General features: G+C 69.2%; 20 protein-coding genes. 5 read left to right on the forward strand and 15 right to left on the reverse strand.

Annotated features, from left to right (window positions below):
* Positions 1-5: 5 nt before the first annotated feature.
* The 3 genes from TTY48_RS07300 to TTY48_RS07310 all read right to left on the reverse strand — a co-directional run bounded on the left by TTY48_RS07300 (position 6) and on the right by TTY48_RS07310 (position 2,118).
* Positions 6-635, reverse strand: coding sequence for a hypothetical protein (locus tag TTY48_RS07300; RefSeq protein ID WP_220656864.1), 630 nt, complete (start codon positions 633-635; stop codon positions 6-8).
* A 94-nt stretch (positions 636-729) separates the two neighbouring features.
* A complete protein-coding gene (locus TTY48_RS07305; RefSeq protein WP_220656865.1) occupies positions 730-948 on the reverse strand; it encodes a hypothetical protein in 219 nt (72 codons plus the stop codon).
* Positions 949-975: 27 nt separating this feature from the next.
* Positions 976-2,118, reverse strand: coding sequence for a glycosyltransferase family 4 protein (locus TTY48_RS07310; RefSeq protein WP_220656866.1), 1,143 nt, complete (start codon positions 2,116-2,118; stop codon positions 976-978).
* A 25-nt stretch (positions 2,119-2,143) separates the two neighbouring features.
* Here TTY48_RS07310 and TTY48_RS07315 point away from each other — a divergent pair, with 25 nt between their 5' ends.
* Positions 2,144-2,911 (forward strand): class I SAM-dependent methyltransferase, encoded by a 768-nt coding sequence (locus tag TTY48_RS07315; protein WP_374758684.1) that lies wholly within the window; start codon positions 2,144-2,146, stop codon positions 2,909-2,911.
* 62 nt (positions 2,912-2,973) lie between these two features.
* Here TTY48_RS07315 and TTY48_RS07320 read toward each other — a convergent pair whose 3' ends face one another.
* The 11 genes from TTY48_RS07320 to TTY48_RS07370 form a co-directional block, all read right to left on the reverse strand.
* The gene (locus TTY48_RS07320) at positions 2,974-5,085 is read right to left on the reverse strand and encodes a magnesium transporter MgtE N-terminal domain-containing protein (protein ID WP_220656867.1); all 2,112 of its coding nucleotides are present in this window, start codon (positions 5,083-5,085) and stop codon (positions 2,974-2,976) included.
* A gap of 522 nt (positions 5,086-5,607) precedes the next feature.
* Complete coding sequence (locus TTY48_RS07325) at positions 5,608-7,746, reverse strand: magnesium transporter MgtE N-terminal domain-containing protein (RefSeq protein WP_220656868.1); 2,139 nt, start codon at positions 7,744-7,746, stop codon at positions 5,608-5,610.
* A gap of 216 nt (positions 7,747-7,962) precedes the next feature.
* Positions 7,963-9,900 (reverse strand): DUF5107 domain-containing protein, encoded by a 1,938-nt coding sequence (locus tag TTY48_RS07330; protein WP_220656869.1) that lies wholly within the window; start codon positions 9,898-9,900, stop codon positions 7,963-7,965.
* On the reverse strand, positions 9,897-10,997 hold the full coding sequence (locus tag TTY48_RS07335; protein WP_220656870.1) for an ABC transporter ATP-binding protein: 1,101 nt from the start codon (positions 10,995-10,997) through the stop codon (positions 9,897-9,899). The genes TTY48_RS07330 and TTY48_RS07335 overlap by 4 nt, the downstream gene beginning before the upstream one ends.
* Positions 10,998-11,013: 16 nt before the next feature.
* Positions 11,014-11,979 (reverse strand): carbohydrate ABC transporter permease, encoded by a 966-nt coding sequence (locus tag TTY48_RS07340; protein ID WP_220656871.1) that lies wholly within the window; start codon positions 11,977-11,979, stop codon positions 11,014-11,016.
* 11 nt (positions 11,980-11,990) lie between these two features.
* On the reverse strand, positions 11,991-12,935 hold the full coding sequence (locus tag TTY48_RS07345; RefSeq protein ID WP_220656872.1) for a carbohydrate ABC transporter permease: 945 nt from the start codon (positions 12,933-12,935) through the stop codon (positions 11,991-11,993).
* 1 nt (position 12,936) lies between these two features.
* On the reverse strand, positions 12,937-14,295 hold the full coding sequence (locus tag TTY48_RS07350) for an ABC transporter substrate-binding protein (protein ID WP_220656873.1): 1,359 nt from the start codon (positions 14,293-14,295) through the stop codon (positions 12,937-12,939).
* Positions 14,296-14,369: 74 nt separating this feature from the next.
* Entirely contained in the window at positions 14,370-15,248 is an 879-nt protein-coding gene (locus tag TTY48_RS07355) for an RNA polymerase sigma-70 factor (RefSeq protein WP_220656874.1), read from the reverse strand.
* A complete protein-coding gene (locus tag TTY48_RS07360) occupies positions 15,245-16,288 on the reverse strand; it encodes an NAD(P)/FAD-dependent oxidoreductase (protein ID WP_220656875.1) in 1,044 nt (347 codons plus the stop codon). Before TTY48_RS07360 ends, TTY48_RS07355 begins: the two co-directional genes overlap by 4 nt.
* A gap of 68 nt (positions 16,289-16,356) precedes the next feature.
* Complete coding sequence (locus TTY48_RS07365; RefSeq protein ID WP_220656876.1) at positions 16,357-18,888, reverse strand: ABC transporter permease; 2,532 nt, start codon at positions 18,886-18,888, stop codon at positions 16,357-16,359.
* 38 nt (positions 18,889-18,926) lie between these two features.
* Positions 18,927-19,679, reverse strand: a complete 753-nt coding sequence (locus tag TTY48_RS07370; RefSeq protein ID WP_220656877.1) for an ABC transporter ATP-binding protein — start codon at positions 19,677-19,679, stop codon at positions 18,927-18,929.
* Between the two features lie 54 nt (positions 19,680-19,733).
* Between TTY48_RS07370 and TTY48_RS07375 the strand changes: the two genes are divergently transcribed.
* Together TTY48_RS07375 and eccA are read left to right on the forward strand one after the other, a co-directional pair.
* Positions 19,734-20,216: a hypothetical protein gene (locus tag TTY48_RS07375; protein ID WP_220656878.1), complete on the forward strand. Its 483-nt coding sequence runs from the start codon at positions 19,734-19,736 to the stop codon at positions 20,214-20,216.
* A 43-nt stretch (positions 20,217-20,259) separates the two neighbouring features.
* A complete protein-coding gene (eccA, locus tag TTY48_RS07380) occupies positions 20,260-21,939 on the forward strand; it encodes a type VII secretion AAA-ATPase EccA (protein ID WP_220656879.1) in 1,680 nt (559 codons plus the stop codon).
* Between the two features lie 5 nt (positions 21,940-21,944).
* Here the strand turns inward: eccA and TTY48_RS07385 are convergent, their stop codons facing one another.
* On the reverse strand, positions 21,945-22,475 hold the full coding sequence (locus TTY48_RS07385) for a MaoC family dehydratase N-terminal domain-containing protein (protein ID WP_220656880.1): 531 nt from the start codon (positions 22,473-22,475) through the stop codon (positions 21,945-21,947).
* A 169-nt stretch (positions 22,476-22,644) separates the two neighbouring features.
* Here TTY48_RS07385 and TTY48_RS07390 point away from each other — a divergent pair, with 169 nt between their 5' ends.
* Together TTY48_RS07390 and TTY48_RS07395 are read left to right on the forward strand one after the other, a co-directional pair.
* Positions 22,645-23,796, forward strand: coding sequence for an FAD-dependent monooxygenase (locus tag TTY48_RS07390; protein ID WP_255585563.1), 1,152 nt, complete (start codon positions 22,645-22,647; stop codon positions 23,794-23,796).
* Complete coding sequence (locus TTY48_RS07395; protein ID WP_255585565.1) at positions 23,778-24,218, forward strand: protein phosphatase; 441 nt, start codon at positions 23,778-23,780, stop codon at positions 24,216-24,218. Before TTY48_RS07390 ends, TTY48_RS07395 begins: the two co-directional genes overlap by 19 nt.

The raw sequence follows: 24,218 nt of genomic DNA on the forward strand, positions 1-24,218 counted from the left end.
CCAGCCTACGACGGTGCGCTGTCCGGCGTCGTCGTAGCGGCCGCCTCCGCCGCGGTCAGCGCCGCCGCGAGCGAGGTCATCGAGTCGGGCCCGTACGCCGGTTGCAGCAGGTAGCCCGACGGTAGCCCGGTCACCGACCACCACGTGATCCATCGGTCCTGCGCCGATTGCGGCTGCCCGATCCGGATCGCCCTCTCGCCCAGCTGCGTCGCCACGGTCCGTGTCACGATCGGCACCTGGATCTGGTCCGCGTACCGCTTCCGCGTGCGGTAGTGCTGAATCGCGATCGCGCCGGCGACGAGGAGTGAGGCGATCGCAGGAATGGATTGCAGCGGTGTCGTGTTTCCGATGCTGCCCCACAGGATCACGACTGGAATCCCCGCGGCGACCATCCCGGCTGCGTAGTACTGCGCGTCGCGGACCGAGGGCGTTGAGCTCCCGATCGCGACGCGCCACACCTGGCTCACCAGGTTCGCGATCGCCAGCAGCGATCCGAGCGCCAGCCCGTAGGACAGGCGGCCGGACCACGATTCGTATCCCATTCCGCGCAGCATCGTCGCGACGAAGACCATCACCGTGATCACGAGCAGGCCGCCGGACAGGAGCTTGAGCACCGTCGCGGGGACCACGCGCACCGTCGGGACTTCCCGCTCCCGTTTTCCACTCCCGCTCCCGTTGTTTCCGGAGCGGGAATCGGAAACGGGAGCGGGAACCGAGCTTGGGCGTGGGCTACTCATCGGGCTCGGACGTCCACGGCGCCTTCCACAACGCGTACACGCCGGTGCCCAGGATCATCACGCCGAAGACGGCCATCACGGCACCGAGGATGGTGCGGAAGTCGGGCCACTGCGACCAGTCGCGGATCAGCGACGAGCCGATGATCACCAGCCCCAGCACCACGTACATCCACGCCACCCGCGGCGTCACCTCACGCTGCTGCTTCACCATTCATTCACGATAACGAACAGTGGGTGATCAGACGAGTCCTCCGATGCGCGCACCGTCGACCGACGACGCGAGGACCTTGCCGACCCCGTCGGCGGTGGCCTCCCAGGAGAACTCCCCCGCCCGCTGCCGCGCCTTCTCCCCGAGCTCGGCGCGCAGCCGCTGATCGGCGAGCAGACCGGCCACCGCCTCGGTGATCCCGGCCAGATCGCGCACGAGGAGGCCCGTGGCACCGTCGACCACGGAATCGGTGAGACCCTTCGACGAGACGTACCCCACCGTGGGCACGCCGTGCTGCGCCGCCTCGATCACGGTGATGCCCCAGCCCTCCTTGCGGGAGGGCATCACGTGCACCCACGCGCGGGAGAGCAGGCGATGCTTGCGCTGCTCGGTGACGTGGCCGTGGAAGGTCACGCGATCGAGCACGCCGAGCCGCAGGGCGTGGCGGTAGAGCTCCTCGTCCCACCAGCCGCTGCCGATCACGTCGAGATGCAGATCGGGCACGCGGTGCCGCAGCCGGGCGAGCACGAACAATGCGTCCTCGATCTGCTTGTGCGGTACCAGCCGGGACAGCACCACGATGCGGGGGGTCGCGGACCGCACATCGTCGATGCCGGGTTCGAGCGCGTCGATTCCGTTGCGCACCACGGCCACCCGCTCCGGTCCCACGCCGAGCAGTCCGAGTTCTTCGGCGGAGGGCAGAGAGACGGTGAGGTACTGCGAGTCGCGGTGCACCCACGGCGAGAGCCGCGATTCGATGAACCAGCCGATGCGCGCCACCAGCCGGCCGGCCACCGGCCACTGCTCGCGGTGGCAGTGGTGCACGAGCACCGTGACGGGCACGCCGGCCACGAGGCGGGCGAAGAAGGGGATGCCGTTCTGCGTATCGATCACCGCATCGGGGCGGATACCGCGCAGCGGGCCGCGGCCGAACCGGGCCGCGACGATGGCGAGCAGCGCCAGCGGGTACACCGTGAACCGGCCGCCACCGCGGGAGATGCGCACGCCGTTCACCGTCTCGGCGCGGGCGGCGCCCGGGTACATCGCGGTGCGCAGGGTGACCGTCACGCCGCGCCGGGCCAGCTCCTGGCCGACGCGCTCGAGGTACAGCTCGCTGCCGCCGCCCTGCGGGTGGCGGGTGTCTCGCCAACACAGCAGAAGGACTTCACGCACGCGTACTAGGGTACCGTCCGGTGGCGTGGACTCTCTGACCTCGAAGAACGCGACCTCGCGGTTCCGTCGCCGGGCGACCCTGCGCAGGTCGGTGGGACTGCTGTCCGATTTCCGGTTCGAGCAGTCCGAGCCGGCCCGGTTCTACGGCGCGCTGGCGCGCGACACCGTGGAGTTGACGGCCGATCTGTTCCCCGAGCCGCTCGACGGTGCGCTCGTGCTCGATGTGGGCGGTGGGCCCGGGTACTTCGAGGACGCCTTCGCCGAGCGCGGCGCCGTGTACATCCCCGTCGAGCCGGATCCGTCCGAGGCGCACGCGGCGGGCATCACCTCCTCGCGGGGCGTGCGGGGCTCAGGCCTCGCGCTGCCGATCGCCGACGGTGCCGTGGACGTCTGTCTCTCGTCGAACGTCGCCGAGCACGTGCGGGACTGGCGGGCGATGGGCGAGGAGATGTTGCGCGTCACCCGGCCCGGCGGGATGGTGATCCTGAGCTACACCTGCTGGTACGGGCCGTTCGGCGGCCACGAGATGGGGCTCACCCACTACCTGGGCGGCGACCGCGCGGCCCGGATGTACACCGACAAGCACGGGCATCCACCGAAGAACCTGTACGGCACATCGTTGTTCAAGGTGGGCGCGAAGGACGGACTGGACTGGGCCGGCACGGTCGACGGTGCCGATCTGCTGGCGGCGTTCCCGCGCTACCACCCGTCCTGGGCATGGTGGATCGTGCGCGTACCGGGACTGCGCGAAGTGTTCACCTCGAACCTGGTTCTGGTGTTCCGCAAGCATTGACGACGAATGCCCCTCCGCCGCAGCGGAGGGGCATTCACCGAACTGAGTGACCGAGGTGCGGATCAGTTCTCCGCGCCGGCAGCGTCGGAGCCGGAGGTGCCGGCGTCACTGCTGTCGGTGGACGTCGTCGGGGTCTCCTCCGACGCCTTCGCCTCGGGGGCCTCAGCGGTCTTGGTGGGCACATCGGCTCCGGCCGTCGCCGACTCGGTCGTCGTCGGCTCGGTCTTCGTCGGCTCGGCCTTCGCCGAGTCGGTCTTCGTCGCGCCGCTCGTCGAGCCCGAATCCTGCTCGGACGCAGCGCCCTTCGTCGCCTCAGTGGTGGAACCCGCGGAAGTGGTGGCCGTCGCGGGCTTCGTCGCGCCCGTCGTGGAGGCGGACGACGTGGGAGCGGACGAGGAGGCGCCGGTGGTGGGCGCGGACGCCGACGCCGTGGACGGGGCGTCCCCGGAGCCGGAGGCGTCGTCCTGCTTGGCGTGCCGGCCGGCGCTGGCGAAGGTCTCCACCTCGGCCACCGAGACGGCGCCCGTGCCGTCGTCCGCCTTGGCGTGCTTGCCGCCACTCACGGCGGTCACCACCGAGTTCACCGTGTCGGTGAGCGCGGCACCGATTCCGTTGCCGGCGAACAGGTTGTTGAGCCCACCGCCGTTGAGGAAGGGCCCCATCGCCTGCATCGGCAGCGAGATGATGGCGCCGATCAGCTCGGCGATGGGCCGGGCGATGCCGTGGACGAGGGAGGCGCCGGCGTTGAGGATCCCGCCCGCCACCTGCAGCGGAACCTGGGCGAGCGGGCCGACCACGGGGACCGCGCGGACCAGATCAGCAGCGAGCGGAACCAGGCCGGTCGCGGAGTAGTACGCGGCGTCGACGAGCAGCGGCGGCAGGTTCTTCGCGCCCGCCGGCGTCACGAGGCTGCCGGCGAGGGAGGTGACCACGCGGCCGATCAGCTTGCCGTCCATGATCGCCAGCAGCTTGTCGTCGGGAAGGCTGCCGACGATGTCCTTGAGCTTGTCGTCCGGGATGGCCGCGACGAGCTTGACCAGCGTCGCCGAGGGCAGGCCCGCCACCACGGGACCGAGCTTCTCGACCGGGATGCCGGCCACGATCTTGCCGAGCGTGTCGTCGGGCAGGGTCGAAACGACGGTGGTGAGCTTATCGATCGGGATCGAGCCCACGAGCGAACTCAGCTTGTCGGCGGGCAGTCCGGCGACCACCGGTGCCAGCTTCTCGACGGGGATGCCGCCCACGAGCTCCGCCAGCGTCTTGTCCGGCAGGCCCGAGACCACGTCGGTCAGCTTGCTCACCGGGATCCGGCTGACGAGCTCGGTGAGCTTGTCCGACGGGAGGCTCGCCACCACGGGGCCCAGCTTCTCGACGGGAATGTCGCCCACGATCTGCTTGAGGGTCTCGTCCGGGAGGCCCGAGACCAGTTGCGTGAGAGTCGAAGCCGGGAGGCTCGCGACCACCGGGCCGAGCTTCTCGACGGGGATGCTGCCGACCAGCTTCGACAGGGTCTCGGTGGGCAGGCCCGCCACCACGGGGCCGAGCTTGTCGACCGGGATACCACCGACGACCTCGGTCAGCGTGTCACTGGGCAGGCTGGAGACCACCTGCGCCAGCTTGTCCGTCGGGATGGAACCGACCAGCTTGGAGAGGGTCTCGGCGGGAAGACTCGCTACCACGGGGCCGAGCTTCTCGACCGGGATGCCGCCCACCAGCGCGGAGAGCTTGTCGTTCGACAGGCCCGCGACCACCTCGGAGAGCTTCGCGGTCGGCAGACCGCCCACGATGCCGGTCAGTGCCGATGTGGGCATCTCGTTCATGATCGCGACCACGGTCGAGGTCGGCATCGCGGACATGATCGCGGCGACCTTGGACGGTGCGATCTGCCCCATGATGCGGGCGATCCGCTTCGGGTCGGTGCTCGAGAGCTCGCTGACGAGAACCGAATCCGGCATGAGGTCGATCAGGATGCCCACCGGCGTCACGTCGGCGTTGAGCGCCGACGGGGGCTGGGCGAGTACCTGCGCCGGGGTGGGTACCGCGGTGATCGAGGTGGCGGGAAGCGCGGTCAGTGCCACCGACGAGACGAGCACCGTCGCCGCCGCGGCTTGCGTCACCACGCCGAGCTTTCCCCACTGTCCCTTGGCACCGCTGTGCTGAACTGCTACGCGCATGTACTTCTCCTGAATGTGTGCTCAACGAGGAGACCGCGCGCACTACCCGCGGCGCACGGTCGGGAGACTGAACGATTCGCAATTCAAAAGAAGTACTGGTTCATTTTCAGTCCGCGACACAGTTAACGACACACCTCCGATGTCTACCGCCGGTATATCTATTCGTGATTAATTCGATATCCTTTTGTTATCTGGAAATCTTCACAGTTCGATGTGGGAATCAACGATCGCGAATCACATCCGTCCCCGCTCCGACCTGGGACGACGTCGGCGGTTCGCACGTCCCACCCCGTTAGCTGAACTACAATTTGCGAATGTAACTTGCAACTTCAAGCGAGAAGTCCAGGCCAGACAGCGGATCTATGTCCTTTTCGATAGAGAATCTTCTCTCACATGATTCCGGTTGTGAATCGCATACGTGATCTCTCCACCGCGTAGCTACCCGTCGATATCGCGCACCGACGGACAAACGGCGGTGCCGGCATCCCAGGGGATACCGGCACCGCCGCAGTGTGGTCTGACTCAGCTCGCCGCCGAGGCGCTCGATCCACCGCTCGACGCCGCGCCCGACCCGCCGGTCGACGCCGCACTCGATCCGCCGGACGACCCGCTTGCCGCCCCGGACGACGAGCCCGTCGAACCGGAGTCCCTCGCAGGGCTCTTCTCGGATGCACCGGAGGAGTCGGCGGCCTTCGTCTCACTCGCCGCCGGTGTCGATGCCGGCGTCGATGCCGACGAGTCAGCACTCTTGGCCGATGCACCGGTCTCCGCGGTGGCGGGTGTCTTCGCGGTGTCCGCGGTCTTCGCGGGCTCCGCAGCCTTCGCGGGGTCCGCTGCCTTCGCGGCCACCGGTTCGCCGGACGTCGGGCTCACCGCCGGCTTCGCAGCATCGGTGGCCGCGGTACCCGCGCGCGCCGCACCGTCCGGAGCGAGGGCGGCCGTCTTCGTCGGAACGACGGGAGCGGTCGCCGCCGCAGCGGTCGCGGGCGAGGTCGCCGCACCGGCCACCGGTGCAGCGGAGGCCGCCGAACCTGTCGCCGGCCCGGACACTGCGGGAGCCGCGACCGGAGCGATCTGACCGGTCAGCCCACTGAGGACGTTGTTCACCATGGCCGGGAGACCGGCGAGGCCACCACCGTTGTTGTTCAACACCGGGCCGAGCAACTTCACGGGAAGCGCTGCAACGGAGGAGAACAACGTGATGACGGGCTCGATGATCGCTCGAGCCAGGCTGAACAGGGGCGTGAACAGGCCGATACCCAGCGAGACCGGCCCTGCCAGTTGCGGCCCCACGAACGGTATCGACGCGACGGTGTTCCGGACGAGCGTCGGAATCGCCTCCGCGACACCCTGCAAGCCACCACCGATCACGCCGGACATGAGCGAGGGAAGCTTCGCCAGGCCCGCCGGGGTGGCGAACTCGGCGATGAGGGCCGGAAGCAGCTTCGCGATCATCGCGCCGTCGAGGAGGCCCGCGACTTTGGAGCCGGGCAGGCCGCCGATGACCTGCTTGAGTGTGGCGTCCGGCACTGAGCCGACGAGTTGCGTGAGCGTAGCGGTCGGGAGCGAGGTGATGAGCTGAGCGAGGGTCGCCTGCGGGAGCCCGGCGATCAGCGAGGCCAGCTTATCGTTGGGCAGGCCCGTGACCAGTGAGTTGAGCGTGCTCGCCGGCAGCGCCGCGATCACGGGCACCAGCTTGTCGGTGGGGACGCCGCGAACGAGTTCGGCGAGCTTCGCCGGGGGCAGGGTGGTGATCACCGGTGCCAGCTTGTCCACGGGCACAGTGCCGACGACCTCGGCCAGGGTGGCCGCAGGGAGACTCGACACCACCGAGGCCAGTTTCTGCTTCGGGACCGCGTTGATGAGCTCCGCCAGCTTGTCGTTCGGTAGACCGGACACCACGGAGCCGAGCTTGTCGAGCGGCACGACTCCGATGATGGAGCGCAACTTGTCCTCGGGTAGGCCCGAGACCATTTGCGCGAGCGTGTTGTTCGGGAGCGCCGAAATCACCGATGCGAGCTTGGCCATCGGAACATTCCCGACCACCTGGGCGAGTGCCTGCTCCGACAGACCGGAGATCATCTGCGACAGCGTTTCCGGCGGCAGGCTCGCTACGACCGGACCCAGTTTGTCGCTCGGGATCGCCGTCACCAGACTCTGCAGCTTCGCCGAGTCCAGACCTGCTACCAGCGGGGCGAGCTTCTCGACCGGCACCGCGTTGATCACCGAATTGAGCGTGCTACTGGGCAGATTGCCGACCAGCCCCGCGAGCTTGTCCGTGGGGATCTGGCCGATGATCTCGGTGAGCTTCTCCGGGGGCATCCCGTTGAAGATCTCCGCGAACTTCGCCGGCTTGACCAAGCCCAGGACCTCGGTCAACTTCGCGGTGCTCGTCCCCTCCAGAATCGAGGCGAGCGACGACGCCGACATGCCGCTCACGATGTTGGCGATCCAATTGACCTCCTGCACATCCGCCCGCAGGACGTCCGGCGCCTGGAGCACCTGCGCCGGGGTCGGCAGCGCCGTCGTCGAGGAAGGCAGTGCCGGTAGGGTCGCCACCGCGACCGAGGCCACCACCACGGTCGAGGTCATCGCCTTGGCGGCGACATCGAACCGCGCCCATGGCCGGGCCGGTTCGAGCGTACGAGTGGATTCACGCATGAGCTTCTCTCCTGAGGGTCGCTGACGAAACAACCCGCGCGGCGCTGCCGCTCGCGGGCCGACGACGTTCAGCGATCAGGGTCAGAACACCCATTCACTTATTGTCGCGAATCGAGTATGAGACGCGCGTCACATCCGCGGGATCGGAGTCGTTGTCTTCTTCATCGTTCCGTCACGGATCCTTCACGGCTGCTATACATCTCCGCGAAAAGCACTTCAGTCGATCGGTGCCGGGTCCGCCGGGCGTGCGGGTGTCATCCGGAAGTCCGCCCAGGACGGCAGTTCGTTCTCGGTGCCGAACGCCGCCCACCACGCATCGCCCACGAGCGTCTCACCCTCGCGGAGATCCGGCACCTCGACCGGCGTCGCGAGCAGGTCTCGTGCAGCCTGCTGCTCGCCGATACCGCTGAGGGCCAGCGCTCGCAGCACGGTGATGCGCCCGGGCGAGGTATCGGGTGCATCGTCGAGGATCCGCAGGGCGGCCTCGGGATCGGTTCCGATCACGTCCGTGGCCGCTTCCACGCGGAGGGGATACGACTGCGGGTCCAGCCGCAGGGCCGCACCGAAGGCGGCGGCACGGCTCCGAGAATCCGATTCGGCCAGAGCCGCGCCGCGCCAAGCGACGGCGGTCTCCCGGCATTCCAGACTTCGCCGATACCCTTCGGCTGCCTCGGCGATGCGGCCATCGGCGTGCAGGGAGGTCGCGAGGGCGAACCAGGTCCACCAATTGGGTGCGTCGGCCACGGCGCGCTCCCACATGCGCGTCCAGCGGGCGCCGGTCGGAGGAACGAACGGCGCCGACGGCGACTCCCACGGCGATGCGACGGCGGCGAGCACACCGGGATCGAGCGGTGGCAGCGGTAGCCCGTCGAACTCCTCCGGGAGTGTCTGAGGCCACGTCTCCGCACGCACGGCGAGATCAGCGGCGGCCCATCCCGATCCTCTGTGCACCACCCGGGGCGCGGCCGCAGACGATGCCACCGCCGACATCTCTGTCCGGCCGGCCACCTGCTCCCGCAGAGCGCCGACTGCGGCGTTCCAGTCACCGTGCGCCACTGCGGCGTCCATGGCGACCGCGCCGTACGACTCGACCCAGGAAACAGCGCTCCGGGCAGGGAGGACGGTGTGCTCCGACTGGGTCGGTACGAGTCCCGCCTGGATCTCCACGTACCGCCGGGGGCCGCCCCCCGCCGAATCGTTCAGCCAGTGTTGCCAGCGCTGTCCGCCGGGGCCCTCACCCCACAGGAAGAGCTTGCGGGAGGGCAGTTCCCGCGTCGAACTGAACGCGAACCCCGCGCCGAAACCGTCGACGATCCCCTCGAACGGGAGTTCCTCGGAGGCGATCTCGAAGAAGTAGTCGCGCGCGAAGCGGGCCTGCGCCGGATAGCTGATGTCGAGCCCCTCACGCTCTCCCTCGGCGAGCTCGTCCGCGGTGGGCCGTGGCACGGTGCACCGCCGGAGCCCACCCGTGTACGCCGAGTACCAGGCCGAGGACGAGGGTGCTATCACCCGCGACAGATCATCCTGCGGCACGGCGATATTGGTCCACCAGTACAGGGGCTTGGGTTCCGGATCCGGATTGACGATCTCCACCCGCGCATACAGATGAGGACTGTCGGTCGGCAGGGTGAGATCGATCCGCACCATCATTCCCCGGATGCGTTCCCACTCCCACAGCCGCACCGTATCGTCGCCCACGATGGCGGCGTTGACCGGCTGCATGCTCCACGGGGTGTGACCGGTGGCGCCCACGTTGTACTCGATACCGCCGGCGAACCAGGCACCTGTGAGCCCGAAGTTCGCGGGCTGGATCGCGCTGGGCTGGAACAACAGCTCGCGATCCGCGCGGAGATCACGCAGGCTCCAGATGCGGCCACCGAAGTCCGGTAACACGGTCGCCCGGAGCAGGCCGTTGTCCATTGTGATGGTCGCGACGGACGTCGGCTCGGGCGAGCGGGTGTACTCGTCGTAGGTCGCATAGGGCAGGGGGTGTGTGATCCGGCCGTACCGGATCCGCTCCTGCATGTCCACGGGGAGATCGCCGATCGCATCGAGCGGGACGAGGTTCTGGCGTCCGACGAACTGCGGATAGGGCGACGGTGCGCCGACCGCCGCGGCGGGGATCGTCGATGTCCCGTAGGCGATCGACGTCATCGGCACCGCTCGCCGGTGGTCGGATCGAAGACGTGCACGTGGTCGGGCACCACCGTCAGCGTGACCTCCGCGCCGCGTTCGAGCCCGGAACCACCGCGCACCACCACGGGCACATCACTCGCCGCACCGGTCTCCGGGTCGACGGTGCTCACCTCGGCGCGGGCGTATCCGTAGCTGTCGGAACCCAGTTCTTCCACCACGTCGACCTTGGCCGCGATCCCCGGCGCGCCCGCTGCGCCCACCACGAAGCCCTCGGGCCGAACGCCCAGCACCACTGCGTCGCCGTCGATACTCGCGAGCGTGTCGCGGGCTACGGGCACGATCAGACCGCCGATGTTCACGCCGCCGTCGGCCTTGGTCCCGAGCAGGAGATTCATCGCGGGCGACCCGATGAATCCCGCCACGAAGATGTTGCGAGGCTTGGCGAACAGTTCCGCCGGGGTATCCACCTGCTGGAGTACACCGTTCTTCAGAACCGCGACCCGGTGGCCCATCGTCATCGCCTCGACCTGATCGTGCGTGACGTACAGCGTGGTGATTCCGAGCTCCGCCTGCAGCCGGGCGATCTGGCCGCGCGTCTGGACACGGAGCTTGGCATCGAGATTCGACAAGGGCTCGTCCATCAGCGAGACCTGCGGTGACCGGACGATCGCGCGGCCCATGGCAACGCGCTGCCGCTGACCGCCCGAGAGCTTGGCGGGCTTGCGATCGAGGTACTGGGTCAGGTCGAGTGTTCGCGCCGCGGCTGCGACCCGGTCGGAGATCTCCGACTTCGCCATTCCCGCGATCTTCAGGTGGAAGCCGATGTTCTCCGCCACCGTCATGTGCGGGTAGAGCGCGTAGTTCTGGAAGACCATCGAGATATCGCGCTTGGCGGGCGCGATATCGGTCACGTCCCGGTCACCGATCAGGATGCGCCCTTCGTCGACGCCCTCCAGGCCGGCGAGCATCCGCAGTGTGGTGGTCTTGCCGCATCCGGAAGGTCCGACCAGGACCATGAATTCGCCGTCCTCGATCGCGAGATCAAGACGGTCGACGGCGGGGCGTTCCACCCCGGTGTAGAACCGCGACGTCGACTCGAAGGTCACTGTTGCCATGAGATCTACTTTCCTTCTACTTGCCGGAGCCGAGTGTGAGGCCGCCGATGATGTACCTGGCGAGAACGAGGTACAGGATGAACATGGGAAGCACCAGCAGCGCGACACCGGCGAGCAGCGCTCCGTAGTCGGAGTTGTACTGCATGGTCCCGTAGAACGCCCAGAGCTCGCGTGCCATCGTGTATTTCGAATCGTCCCGGACCAGGACCACGGCCAACAGGGTCTCGTTCCACAGGCCGATGGCGTTGATGATGAACGCGGTGAGCAGGCCACCGCGGGCCAGCGGCAACATCACACCCACGAAGGTGCGCAGCCCGGTGGCACCGTCCATCGCCGCGGCCTCCTCGAGTTCGTCGGGGAGCGATGCGAAGAACCCGGTGAGCAGATAGATCGTGAAGGGCAGAGAGAGCGCCGTGTACACGATGATCAATCCGGTGAGCGAATTGTTCAGGGTGCCACCGGCGAAGGAGACCTTCGACATCGCCACCGACAGGGGGATCACCAGAGTCTGGAACGGAACACCCATACCCAAGACGAAGTAGCCGGTCATGGGGCGCGCCCACCGGACCTTGGCGCGGCTGAGCGCATAGGCCGCCGGCGCACCGATCGCGAGGATCAACAATGACGAGACGAAGACGACGATCACGGTGTTGCCGAAGGCGGACTTGAATCCGGACACCTGCCAGGCGGTGGCCCAGTTGCGGAACGGACGCCCCTCCTCGAACAGGAAGCGGGGCAACGACAGTGGCCCCTCGTTCAGCTCCCGAGGCGTCTTGAACGACGCCGAGACCAGCCAGAACAGCAGGAAGACGTTGATCACGGTGAAGGCCCAGACCACCGTTCGGCCCACGTACTTGACCAACGAACGGCCCTCATTGGCCGGAGCGGGACGCGAGCGGGTTCCCCGGCCCACCGTCCGGTCGGAGGTTCTGCTGGTGACGACGGCTGCGGCAGGAGAATCGGACTGCACGGATGTGTTCACGGCGTAGCTCCCTAGTACTGCAGCTGCTCGCGACGGGACATCCGTCGCAGCAGCGTCACGAAGACGATCACCAGCAGCAGCATCACCACGGCCACGGCGCTGGCCACGCCGAACTTGCCCTCACCCTGGCTGCCGAAGGTGTCGTAGTAGACCTCCAGGCCCAGGGTCCACGAGCCCACCGGTGGCGCATAGGTTCCCGGCCCCGCCATCACCCAGACCATCTCGAAGATCTTGATCGCCGAGATGGTCCACAGCACACCGGCGATGGTGACCACGTCACTGATCATCGGAAAGGTGATGTTGCGGAACTTCTGCCAGGACGAGGCGCCTGCGATCGATGCGTCCTCGTACAGGTAGGGCGGTATCCGGTCGATCGCCGACATGAGGATGGTGATGAAGAATCCGGCGCTCGCCCACATCACGGCGGCCAGCGTGAGCCACCGGACATTGGACTCGTTGAGGAACGGGAAGGGTTCGGAGAGGCCGAGGTCGGCCAGCACCTGGTTCACCATGCCGGGCGGCTGGGCGTTGAAGATGATGCCGAAGAACATGCCGATCGCCAGCGGTGCAACGATGTTGGGGAAGAACAGGACGGCCCGGATCACCCGGCTCCCCTTCATGTCGGCGAGCACCATCGCGAACAGGAAGGCGAGCGCGAAGGTTCCGACTCCACCCACCACGATGTAGAGCAAGGTGTTCAGGAGCGCGGTCCGGAACGGGCCGCCGTCGACCAGTTCCGAGAGCAGGCCGCCGTAGTTCTCCAGACCGGCCCACACGGGAGTTCCCGAGCCCGACCAGTCGGTGAAGCTGAGGTATCCCGTGTACACGGTCGGCACGACGAGCACCGCGGTGTACAGCAGCAGTGCAGGAGTGATGAACGGGCCGAAGAGCTTGCGTCCGGCGGTCTCGTGCGCCGCCGGCTTGGGGTCCGGCCGCGCCTGTGTCGTCACGGTCATATCAGTTCTTCCTCGCCCAGTAGCGCTGTGTGTTCGTGGCCATGGCCTCGACGAATGCCTCCGCACCCAGCTGCCCCAGCATCAGCTGCTTGTTCAACGGATAGAAGACCTCGGTCGCCCAATCGGGCTCCTCGCCGTCCACCGCATCCATGGCCACCACCTTGACCTTCGACGGATCGGCGAAGTTCGCGGCGATGTCCTCGAGTCCGGGAGGCGCCGCGATATCGGACCGTGGCGTGAGATTGAGCGCCTTCGTCGCGATCGGCTCCAGGTTCTGCTTGTGCAGGATGTAGGCGATCAGCGCCTTGGCGGCGGCGGCATTGCGCGCCTTGGCCGTGATGCCGAATCCGATCGGGAGCTGCTCAACGGTGTCGAACTTCGCATCGTCGGGCTTCGGGATCTGGAACGAGCGGAGCACCAACGGATCCGCGCCGCTCTTGATCCGGTACTGCCCCGCCTCCGAGGTGATCCAGGAGCCGACGAACAGGTAGGCGGCCTGGCCGTCCGCCCACTGGTTCTGCACATTGGGGAACTTCGATGCGTCCCAGCCCCGGATGAAGACCTTCTCCCGCGCCATGCGCTCCACGTGCCGGGCCGCTGCGAGGAAGGACGGATCGGAGCGCCACACTCCGCCCGTGCGGTCACGCGCTGCGGCGAGGAAACCACCGGGGCCGACGTACTTCTCAGCCCACTGCGAGTAGAAGTAGGCGTTGTAGAAGTCGATATCGCCGTCCTGCGCCACCGGTGCGACTCCGCGCTCGCGTGCCTCCCGGAAGAGCGTGAAGAGGTCTTCCGTGGTCTTGGGAGCGACGAAGCCCGGGACGCGATCCGGAGCCATCCACCATCCGTTGCCGATCATCTCGTACGGGATCAGTTTGATTCCGCCGGACGGCAGCTTGTTCTGCGGATAGTCCCAGCTGGTGCGCTGCAGCACCGCTTCGACGGTCTTCCCCTCGCCGGTGTCCATGCCGAGGACGTCGGACACGCTCTGCACACCCCCGGACGACGCGATCGCCGCGTTCACCTGACTGATGTCCTGGTCGACGAGGTCGGGCACGCTCGCGGTATTGAGCGCCGGTGCCACGCTGGTGGTGAGAACCTTCCGGCCGATCCACTGGACGTCGACCTCAACGCCGGTCGCCTCGGTGAAACAGCGGAACGCCCTGTCCAGGACCTGCATCTGGGGTTCGCCCGAGGTCCACATCGACCAGTACGTCACCTTGCCGGTGACCTTCGGTGCATTTGCGACCGGCGCGCAGCCGGCCTCGACGAGGGCCCGATCCGTCTCGTCGAGCTGGCTCGCGCAACTCGTCGCCCCCAGCGTTACCACCAGGGCGAGCGCGCCGGCGATGACCGGCATTCGTGCTGATCCGGGGAGTTTCACCCCCCGATTGTTGCAAACATGCGATTACTTTGCTCGCTATTCGATCATTTTCACTCACCTACCCGGATGGCGGTCAGCTTCGCAGGATTCCGCACGGAGTACACCCCCGTGATCGCATCCCCACTCACCTCGATGCACGTCACCATGTCGACCACCCCGTCGAAGGAGACGACCATCGCCGGCATGCCGTTGTAGACGGCGAACCGCAGGCCCATCTCGCCCATCGTCGAACCCTTGCGGAACAGCCCGATGAGCAGCCGCGCCACCCTGTCGGCGCCGTGCACCGGGCGGCGCGCGGCGGAGACCACGCCGCCGCCGTCACCGAGGAAGACCACGTCCGGCGCCAGGACGTCCATGAGCGCCTGCACGTCTCCGGTCGCGGCCGCCAGCAGGAACCGCTCGGCCGCCCCCTGCGCCGCGGCGGGTTCGACCACCGTGTGCGGCCGCCGCGCCTGCACGTGACCGCGGGCGCGGTGCGCCGTCTGGCGCACCGTCGCCTCGCTCTTTCCCACGGCTTCCGCGATCTCCGGGTAGCCGAACCCGAACACCTCACGGAGCACGAAAACCGCTCGCTCCGTGGGGGTCAGGGATTCCAGCACGAGCAGCATCGCGGTGGTCACGGCCTCACCGGTGAGCACGTGCTCCGCCGGAACGTCGCCCGACGGTGCCTCCAGGGGCTCCGGCAGCCACGGCCCCACGTACTCCTCCCGACGCCGGGCCGCGCCCCGCAGCGCGTTGAGCGACTGCCGGGTCACGATGCGCGCCAGGTACGCCCGTGGATTGCCGACCGATCCCGGATCCACCTCACTCCACCGCAGGTAGCTCTCCTGCAGCACGTCCTCGGTGTCGGCCACGCTGCCCAGGATCTCGTAACCGATGGAGAACAGCAGCGGCCGGTACTCCGTGAACAGCTCGGCGGCGGTGGTCATTTCGGCGCGGGCAGCCAAGCGTAGTTCGCGGTCCGGGCGGCGCCGCGGGCCATCCGGCAGACCTGCTCCTTGACCACGGCGGCGGGCTTGCCGCCGAACCAGATCCGGGTGGGGGTGTCATCGCGCCGCGCGGCCTGGATCACCGCGGTGCGGCGGCCGATCGAGACGTTCTGGCCGGTGTATCCCATCGAGTACTTCCGGGGGGCGGCACCGTCGAGGATGCGGGCGAGGTTGTCGGCGCCGTGCGCGCCCTGCGGGAGCGCCGTCTGGCAGCTGAGCCTCGCGTGCGGTACGGCCGCACCGTCGCCCACCGCAACGATCCGTGGATCGCTCACGCTGCGCAGGAACTCGTCCACCACCACCCGGCCGGACCCGTCGACCGCCAGACCGCTGCGCGCCCCCAGATCGCTCACCTGCGTGGCGATGGCCCACAGCACCAGATCGGCACCGTCGGGCCCGGCGTACCGGCCGCGCCGCAGCTCGACCCCGAGCCGCTCCAATTCGCGCCGCACGCGGGAGCGCGCACCGTCGCCCAGCGAGGCCCCGATCTCGCCCTCGCTCAGCAGCCGCACCCGCAGGCCGGGGCGCGCCTCCGCGATCTCCGAGGCGGTCTCGATCCCGGTGAGGCCGCCGCCCACCACGGTGACCAGCGCACCGTCGGACAGCGCGGCGAGGGCCGACCGCGCCCGGGTGGCCGATTCGAGCCCGCCCACCGCGAGAGTGCCCGACGGTGCCGTGATCGCCCCGCCCGCGGCGTACACCAGGTGGTCGAAGGGCAGCACGGTGCCGTCGGCGAGCACCACGGAACCGTCGCCGATCTTCTCGGCCTCGCCCACCACGAGGCGGATGGCGGGGTTCAGCATCTCGGTGAGCGGCGTGGTGGCCGCGCCGGTGCCGGCGATGTGCTCGTGCAGCCGCACCCGTTCCACGAACTCCGGGCGCGGGTTCACCACCGTGACGTCCACGCCGTCGGCCTTCTTCATCAGCCGATTCGCGGCGATCGTCCCCGCGTACCCGGCACCGATCACGACGACCTTCATCTCTGTCTCCTTCAGGCGGATTCCAGTGTTCCGCACTCAAGACACCGGCCGACGCGGTTCTGTGACAGCTACCCCTCCGCGATCGCCGCCAGCGGGGGCGTGCGGGCCGCGCGGACGGCGGGCAGGATGGCCGCGCCCACGCCCACGAAGGCCGACGCGACCAGCATCACCAGCACCGTGGACCAGGGCACCACCACGGACCCGAGGCCCTCATCGCGCAGCGAGTACACCAGCGAGGTGCCCAGGAGTACGCCCAGCGCCAGCCCGAGGACCGCACCGAACAGCGCGATGAGCATCGATTCCAGGTAGATCGACTTGCGCACCTGGGAGCGGATCATGCCGATCGCGCGCAGCATGCCGATCTCGCGGCGCCGCTCCACCACCGACAGGGCGAGGGTGTTGACGATGCCGAGGATCGCGATGATCACGGCCAGCCCGAGCAGCGCGTACAGCACGCCGGTGAGCGCGGTGATCGCCTGCCCCGCCTGATCCTTGAGGTCCTGCTGGTCGTCGACGTTCACCACCAGCAGCGGTTTGACGGCCTCCCGCAGGCGCTCCTTGAGATCGTCGACCGAGGTGCCCTCGGCGGCGCCGAGGAACACCGACTGCGGCGTGACGATCGGGCTGGTGGCGCCCTGCGCGGGCGGATACAGCTTGTTCACTTCGTCGACCGTGATCACCGGCCCGGACAGGGATCCGCCCTTCGCGTAGATCCCGACCACCGTGGCCTCCGCCTGCTCGCGCCCGGTCGCGGAACCGAGCCCGACCTTCGAGCCCACCTCCCAGCCCTCGGCGCGCGCCTTGTCCTCGTCGACCAGCAGCCCACCGGGTTTCAGATCGAGCGAGCCGGACACCCGGGTGAGGTTGAAGACGGCGTTCACGTCACCGTCCACGGCGAGCAGATTCTGCCGATCGCCCGCCACCCGCGCGGGCACCGCGTACAGGGTGGTCTTGGCGCCGATGCCCGGGACGTCTTTGATCGCGGCCAGCGCCGCCGGCGGCATCCCGAACTGGGGCGCCTGCAGCACGAGGTCCGAGCGGATGCCGGTATCGACCTGGGCGTCGACCGACTTCTGCATCGAGGCGCTGAGCGTGCCGATCACGCCGACCAGGGCCACCCCGATCACGAGCGCGAAGGCCGTGGCGGTGGTGCGCTGCGGATTGCGCATCACGTTGGTGCGGCCCAACTGGCCCGCCGGCCCGAAGGGTTTGGCCAGTATCGTGCCGATGCCGCCGAGCACGGGACCCACCAGCGCCGGACCGCCGATCACCACGGCGAGCACGAGACCGAATCCCGCGATACCCACCATGATCGCCGCACCGGAGCCGGTCTCCGTGGTGGAGACGAACAGCAGCGCGAGCGAACTCAGCAGCAGTCCACCGCCGATCGCGCCGCGCACCATCACCGAGGTCGCCGAGCCGCCGTCCTGCGTGCGCATGGCGGCCACCGGCGGCACCCGGGAGGCGCGCACCGCGGGAATCAGAGCCGAGATCACCGTGACCACGGTGCCCACCACCATCACCGTGACCACGACCGAGGGTTCGACCACGATCCCGGTGTCCGGGAAACCCGCACCGGCGGCCTTCACCGCGGCCTGCAGCAGCCAGGCCAGGCCGATGCCCGTGGCGAGTCCGGCGGCGCTGCCGAGGACGCCCACGACCAGCGCTTCGAGCACCACCGAGTTGCGCACCTGCGAGCGGCTCGCACCGATCGCGCGCAGCAGCGCGAGCTCCTTGAGTCGCTGCGCGACCAGCATCGAGAAGGTGTTGTAGATGATGAAAACGCCCACCAGCAGGCCGATCAGGCCGAACGCCACCAGGAAGTAGTTGAGGAAGCTCAGGCCCTGGTTGATCTGATCGCTGAACTGCTTGCGCACCTCGTCGCCGGTCTTGACGTCGAGATCGGGCAGCGCGGCCGCGAGCCGCTCGCGCACCTGCTCCGGCGTGGTGCCGGGCGCCACGGCCACGTCGATGTTCGGCGTGGTGGCCCCGTCTCCGAAGAGCTTCTGCGCCTCATCCTTCGCGAACAGGGCACCGATGTAGCCACCGGAATCCACCGAGGCGGTGTACGCGCCCACCACCGTGACGTCGATCGGTCCGGGCGAGTGCGGCGTGACCACGGTGGTCTTCGAGCCGACGGGAAGATCGAGGCGGTCGGCGGCGGAATCGTTGAGCACCATCTCGTTCGGGCCCGACGGCGCCCTGCCCGAGGTGATCTTCAGCCCCTCGGAGTCGAGGTTCTCACCGGGCGGCAGGTACGCGCCGCCGGTCTGCGGGGCCCCGGTCGGCGAGACCACGTCGCCCTTGCCGTCGCGCAGGGCGATGGGTCCGGTGACCGCAGGCTGCGCCACGCGCACCCCCGGGACCTCCCGCACCCGATCCACCACGGACAGCGGCACTCCCGGGCCCTGCGGGCCGAACCCACCCTGCCCCCGCGCGTCCTTGGGCGCCACCCGCGCGTCCACTCCCACCGCGATCCGGTCGGAGATCCCGTCGAAAGCCTTCGACAGCGTGCCGGTGAAGACCATCGAGCCGGCGATGAAGGAGGTGCCCAGCAGCACCGAGAGCACCGTCAGGAACAGGCGCCCCTTGTGCGCCATCAGGTTGCGTATCGCAACCCGATTCATCGGCGAGGCCATCAGCCCGCCACGAGCTCGTCGAGATGGATCATCTTGTCCATCACGGTCTCCGCTGTGGGCGAGCGCATCTCGTCGACGATCCGGCCGTCGGCGAGGAAGACGACGCGGTCGGCGTAGGAAGCGGCGCGCGGATCGTGCGTCACGATCACCACGGTCTGCTTGTAGTCGTCCACCGCGGCCCGCAGGATGGACAGCACCTCGGCGCCCGAGCGGGAGTCCAGGTTGCCGGTGGGCTCGTCGCCGAAGATGATCTCGGGCCGCCCCACCAGGGCGCGGGCGCAGGCGACGCGCTGCTGCTGCCCGCCCGACAGTTCGGTGGGCCGGTGATCCAGGCGCGGGCGCAGCCCGAGCCGGTCGATCACGGTGTCGAGCCACTGCTGATCGGGCTTGCGGCCCGCGATGTCCAGCGGCAGCGTGATGTTCTCCAGCGCCGTGAGCGTGGGCACCAGGTTGAAGGCCTGGAAGACGAATCCGATCCGGTCGCGCCGCAGCTCGGTGATCTGCTTATCGCTGAGCGAGGTGAGCTCGGTGTCGCCCACCTGCACCGATCCACTGCTCGCCGCGTCCAGGCCCGCCAGACAGTGCATCAGGGTGGACTTGCCGGAGCCCGACGGCCCCATGATCGCGGTGAACTCACCGGCGAGGAAGTCCACGGAGACGCCGGCCAGCGCGTGCACCACGTTGTCGCCCTCGCCGTAGACCTTGGTGAGATCGGCGGCCCGGGCCGCCACCGCGAAAGTTGATTCGGACATGTCATCGAGCTTGCCAGATGCAACAGCTTCCGGCATCGGGGACAATACTGATCCATGCAACTCGAACCCCGCGTCCTCATGCAGCTCTCCGGCCTGCTGGACCTGCGCGAGGGCAAGTTCTTCGCCAGCTGTTTCGGCACCCGCGTGCCCGACGACCTCCTCGCCGCCGTCACCGTGCACGGCACCGCCACCAACAAGGCGACCGCCGGATTCGCCTCACCCTCGCGCACGCAGGCCGCGATGCCGGTGGAGATCGAGCACTGGGACGACGTGCCGCCCGCGGAGGGCGAGTGGGACACGGTGCTGCACACGAGGCTGTGCGTGGACACGTCGGGCACCGTCGAGCTGTTCTCCCCCGCCGAGGGCGCGGTCGGCGAGATCGTCGAATTCCCCATGGCGCGCGGGTTCTACGAGGTGGAGGCCGCGGCGCGGCACGCCGGAGACGGTGCCGACACCTGGCGGCTGCGGCTGTGGCACTCCGACGAGGTGGGTCCCGACCTCAAGGAGATCCGGGAGATCGCACTCCTCGCCCGCTGAGGCCCGCTAGGCTCGGATGCAGAATCGGGGTCTGGGGGGACCAATGACTGCTTCTGCACCTGCCACCGCGCTGTCCGCGTTCAGCGCGGGCGTCGCTGCGCTCGGCATCCAGATCGGCGAGTTCGAGGCCGCGCCGCCCGATAAGGCGCTCGCACGCCGGGCCTTCGAGGCGGCCACCACCGCCGATCCGGGAATGGCGGACGCCTGGCTCGGACGCGCGGCGGCCGGCGAGGCCACCGCCGAGGTGCTCGCCGCGCTGCATCATCACGCCGCCGCCATCGGCTCGGCCGCACGGCGCTCGGGACTCTCGCCGGGCCGGCTGGCCGCCACCTTCGCCACCGGCATGTACGTGGACTATCCACTCCGCGACGCCGCCACCGCCCACGTGGCGTACGCCGCCCGGCTGCTGGCCGACGGTGCGCCCGAGGATGCGGAACGCGCGCTCGACGCCGCCGCATCGTGCCCCATCGAGCGGTATCAGCGGGCCGTGCTGTGCGCCTCCGGGCGCCGCTGGGCCGATGCACTCACCGCGCTGGACGGCCTCGCCTCCTGGGACGACGAGGCCCTGACGGCCGCGGGTCACGCGATCGCCGGTGCGGCCGCGGCCCAACTTGGCCGCTTCGCCGAGGCCGCGCGGCACTGCTCCGCTGCCGCGTCCGGACCCGTGCCGGGTGCCGCCGCGGCGGCGCGGTACTGCCACGGACTGGTGCTGCGCGAGCAGGGCGACGAGGACGGTGCCCGGGAGCTGCTGGAACGGGCGGCATCGTCGTACCCGCCCGCGGAGGCCGCGCTGCGCGATCCGCAGCACCGCCTGGTGATCGCCGGGCCGGACGACGAGGAACCCGAGGCCGAATCCGAGCCCGGCCCGGATCTGCTCGCCGAGGCGGCGGCCGAGCTGGACCGGCAGGTGGGCCTGCGCGAGGTGAAGGAGCAGGTGGCGCGGCTGCGCACCACGATGCAGCTGGCGCAGGTGCGCGCCGATAAGGGCCTGTCCAGCGGCGCCCGTTCGTTGCACCTCGTCTTCACCGGCCCGCCCGGGACCGGCAAGACCACGGTGGCGCGCATCGTGGCGCGGATGTACCGCGGGCTGGGCCTGCTGCGCACCGACAACGTGGTGGAGTGCTCGCGCCGCGATCTGGTGGGCCAGTACCTGGGTGCCACCGCGATCAAGACCAGCGCCGTGATCGATTCCGCGCTCGACGGCGTGTTGTTCATCGACGAGGCGTACACCCTGGTGCAGGAGGGGCTTTCGGGCGGTGACGCCTTCGGGCAGGAAGCGGTGGACACGCTGCTGGCGCGGATGGAGAACGACCGCGACCGGCTCGTGGTGATCATCGCCGGATACGACGGCGACATCGACCGATTCCTCGGATCGAACGAGGGCCTGGCGTCCCGGTTCGCGCGCCGGATCCGGTTCCCGAGCTACTCCCCCGGTGAACTCGCGGAGATCGGCGAGGCGCTGGCGCGCTCGCGCGACGCGGTGCTCACCGGTGAGGCCGCGGCCGTGTTGGAGGCGTGCTGCGGCGGCATCGCCGACCGGCTCGATCAGCTCGGCAACGGCCGGTTCGTGCGCAACGTGATCGAGGCCGCGGAGGAGGAGCGGGAACTGCGCCTGGCGGAATCGGGCGCCGATCTCTCCGCACTCGACGAAGCGCAGCTCATGCGGATCGAGGGCGCCGATATGGCACGCGCGCTGGAGGCGCTGGTGGGCGTCTCGGTCTAGATCGACTAGATCGAGTTGGCGACGTTCGCCGCGTACTCGTCGCTGTTCGACGGGCCGGTGCCGGTCATCATGACCTCGTCGGCCAGCGCATCCGCGGCCTCGAGATCGACGCCGGTCTCGCGCTGGCTGTGCGCGATGAAGATCTCGGCCGAGACGCAGGGCTCGCCGCCCACGTAGACCATGCAGTCCACCGTGATCAGGTCTGTCTCGGCCTTGACGATGTGCGAGCCGAGGCGGGTGCCCACGCTCACCACATCGCCGATGCGCAGCGGCTTGATGTAGTGGAAGGTCTGCCCGGCATGCAGGATCGCCGAGAGGTTGCAGCCCGGGATCGCCTTGCCGACCAGCGCGGACGCGGCCTGCAGCAGCGGAGCGCCCAGCATGGTGGCGGGCACCGCGTTATCGGCGGGGACCACGCGGCTGGCGGCGTAGGGCACGTGCCAGTTGCGCGTGGCGCGGGCGAAGGAGCGCACCGACTCGGAGCCGATCTCATAGGCGTCGGGGAACCAGATCTCCCACTCGTCGGCGATCGACACGGGCATACTCCTCAGGACTTCACCCTCAGCGGACATACGCGAGGGACGGTACAGGTTAACCGCATATCGCGTGCGATCCCAAACGCAGGCCATCCGCGTGACAGCGAACACTGTCAGCGGGGTGTCCGGTTCGGTGACAGCGGGACGAAACAGCATTACCGTCGGAGGCATGTGGCGGACGAACTCACTGCGCGTCGCGGTGGTGGGCGCGGGCATCGGCGGCCTGGCCGTCGCCGCCGGTCTGCAGCGGGCCGGCGCTGAGGTGATCGTCCTCGAACAGGCCGCCCGTTTCCTGCCCCGCGGCTCGGGGTTGTCGCTGTTCGGCAATGGTTTCACCGCGCTGCGGTCACTCGGCTTGGAGGAGCGGGTGCGGGCCGTGACGGCCGACGGTCCGCCGCAGATCCCCGTAGGCACGCGGACGGTGGACGGTACGCGGGTCACCACCTTCCGCCCCGAGACCGCGGCCGAACTACGGGTGGTCGACCGCACCGAGCTGCACAAGACCCTGCTGGCCGCACTGATCCCCGACACCGTGCGGCCCGGCATCCGCGTCGAGGGTGTCAATCGGGACACCGTCGACCTCGGGCCGAGCGGTCTGCTCTCGTACGCGCACGTGATCGTGGGCGCCGACGGCATCCGCAGCCGGGTGCGCGGCAGTTACGCGGGAGACCCGGGCGCGGCGTACTGCGGGTACGGGGCGTGGCGGGGCATCACCTCGGAGCCGGTCGCGCTCGAGGACGCGGGCGAGACCTTCGGTCGGGGCGAGCGCTTCGGCTACGTGCCCTTGCGGGACGGGCGGGTGTACTGGTTCGCGGTGCGCCCCTCCACCGCGGACGACGAGCCCGAGCCCGGCGAGCTGCTCGACCGGTTCGGCGCGTGGCACGATCCGATCCCGGAGCTGATCGCGGCTACGGAGCCGAAGCGGATCGGCTATCAGCCCATCGAACGGCTCGCGCATCCGCTGCGCACCTACTCGCGCGGCCAGGCCACGCTGGTCGGCGACGCCGCGCACGCGATGCCGCCCACCCTGGGGCAGGGCGCGAATCTCGCTCTGGAGGATGCGGCGGTCCTGGTCTCGCTGCTGCGGCCGCTGGCCTCGGATCCGGATCCGAGGGCAGTCCCGGTCGCGCTCACCGACTACGACAAGCAGCGCCGGCGGCGGACGCAACGCATCGCGCGGCAGGCCCACCTGCTCGGAACCGCCGGGCAGTGGCCCAATCCGGCGGTCGCCTTCGGGCGCGATACCGCACTGCGGTTCGCTCCGGACGGCGTGATCGATTACGCGCTGCGCCGCATCCAGCAGTGGTCTCCTCCGCAGTGACCCCGTGGGCGGAGGGCACTGCCGGGCTGCTCCGATTGCCGTCGGGTCTGCTGGTGCGTGGGCGCGGCCTGCGCGCAGGCGCACCCGACGAATCCGCCACGGTGACACTGGCGTTGACGTGGCTGCCGCCCGAGAGTGCGCCCGGCCGGATCCTGTGGGTGCGGACTCCCGACTTCGGTGTACCGCTGGCCCCGGAGGCTGCGCGCCGCCGGTTCGCCCAGGCGCACGCGCTGCTGCCGACGGAGCGTGTCGAGGTGGTGTGCGGCGGCGGAATCGGCAGGACCGGAACGGGTCTCGCCGCGCTCGCGATCCTGGACGGCCTCACACCCACCGACGCCGTGGACTACGTGCGTACCGGATACCATCCACGCGCCGTCGAGACCCCCTGGCAGCGTTGGTTTCTCGCCGGGGTTCGCCGCTGA

It is taken from the genome of Tsukamurella sp. TY48 (genome assembly GCF_019656655.1).
GTDB lineage: Bacteria > Actinomycetota > Actinomycetes > Mycobacteriales > Mycobacteriaceae > Tsukamurella > Tsukamurella strandjordii.

Bases quoted from the DNA above. Each gene is read 5' to 3' on its own strand.
- TTY48_RS07305 (WP_220656865.1), bottom strand. From the start codon at position 948: ATGGTGAAGCAGCAGCGTGAGGTGACGCCGCGGGTGGCGTGGATGTAC.
- TTY48_RS07320 (WP_220656867.1), bottom strand. From the start codon at position 5,085: ATGCGCGTAGCAGTTCAGCACAGCGGTGCCAAGGGACAGTGGGGAAAG.
- TTY48_RS07325 (WP_220656868.1), bottom strand. From the start codon at position 7,746: ATGCGTGAATCCACTCGTACGCTCGAACCGGCCCGGCCATGGGCGCGG.
- TTY48_RS07330 (WP_220656869.1), bottom strand. From the start codon at position 9,900: ATGACGTCGATCGCCTACGGGACATCGACGATCCCCGCCGCGGCGGTC.
- TTY48_RS07335 (WP_220656870.1), bottom strand. From the start codon at position 10,997: ATGGCAACAGTGACCTTCGAGTCGACGTCGCGGTTCTACACCGGGGTG.
- TTY48_RS07345 (WP_220656872.1), bottom strand. From the start codon at position 12,935: ATGACCGTGACGACACAGGCGCGGCCGGACCCCAAGCCGGCGGCGCAC.
- TTY48_RS07350 (WP_220656873.1), bottom strand. From the start codon at position 14,295: ATGCCGGTCATCGCCGGCGCGCTCGCCCTGGTGGTAACGCTGGGGGCG.
- TTY48_RS07355 (WP_220656874.1), bottom strand. From the start codon at position 15,248: ATGACCACCGCCGCCGAGCTGTTCACGGAGTACCGGCCGCTGCTGTTC.
- TTY48_RS07360 (WP_220656875.1), bottom strand. From the start codon at position 16,288: ATGAAGGTCGTCGTGATCGGTGCCGGGTACGCGGGGACGATCGCCGCG.
- TTY48_RS07365 (WP_220656876.1), bottom strand. From the start codon at position 18,888: ATGGCGCACAAGGGGCGCCTGTTCCTGACGGTGCTCTCGGTGCTGCTG.
- TTY48_RS07370 (WP_220656877.1), bottom strand. From the start codon at position 19,679: ATGTCCGAATCAACTTTCGCGGTGGCGGCCCGGGCCGCCGATCTCACC.
- TTY48_RS07375 (WP_220656878.1), top strand. From the start codon at position 19,734: ATGCAACTCGAACCCCGCGTCCTCATGCAGCTCTCCGGCCTGCTGGAC.
- eccA (WP_220656879.1), top strand. From the start codon at position 20,260: ATGACTGCTTCTGCACCTGCCACCGCGCTGTCCGCGTTCAGCGCGGGC.
- TTY48_RS07390 (WP_255585563.1), top strand. From the start codon at position 22,645: ATGTGGCGGACGAACTCACTGCGCGTCGCGGTGGTGGGCGCGGGCATC.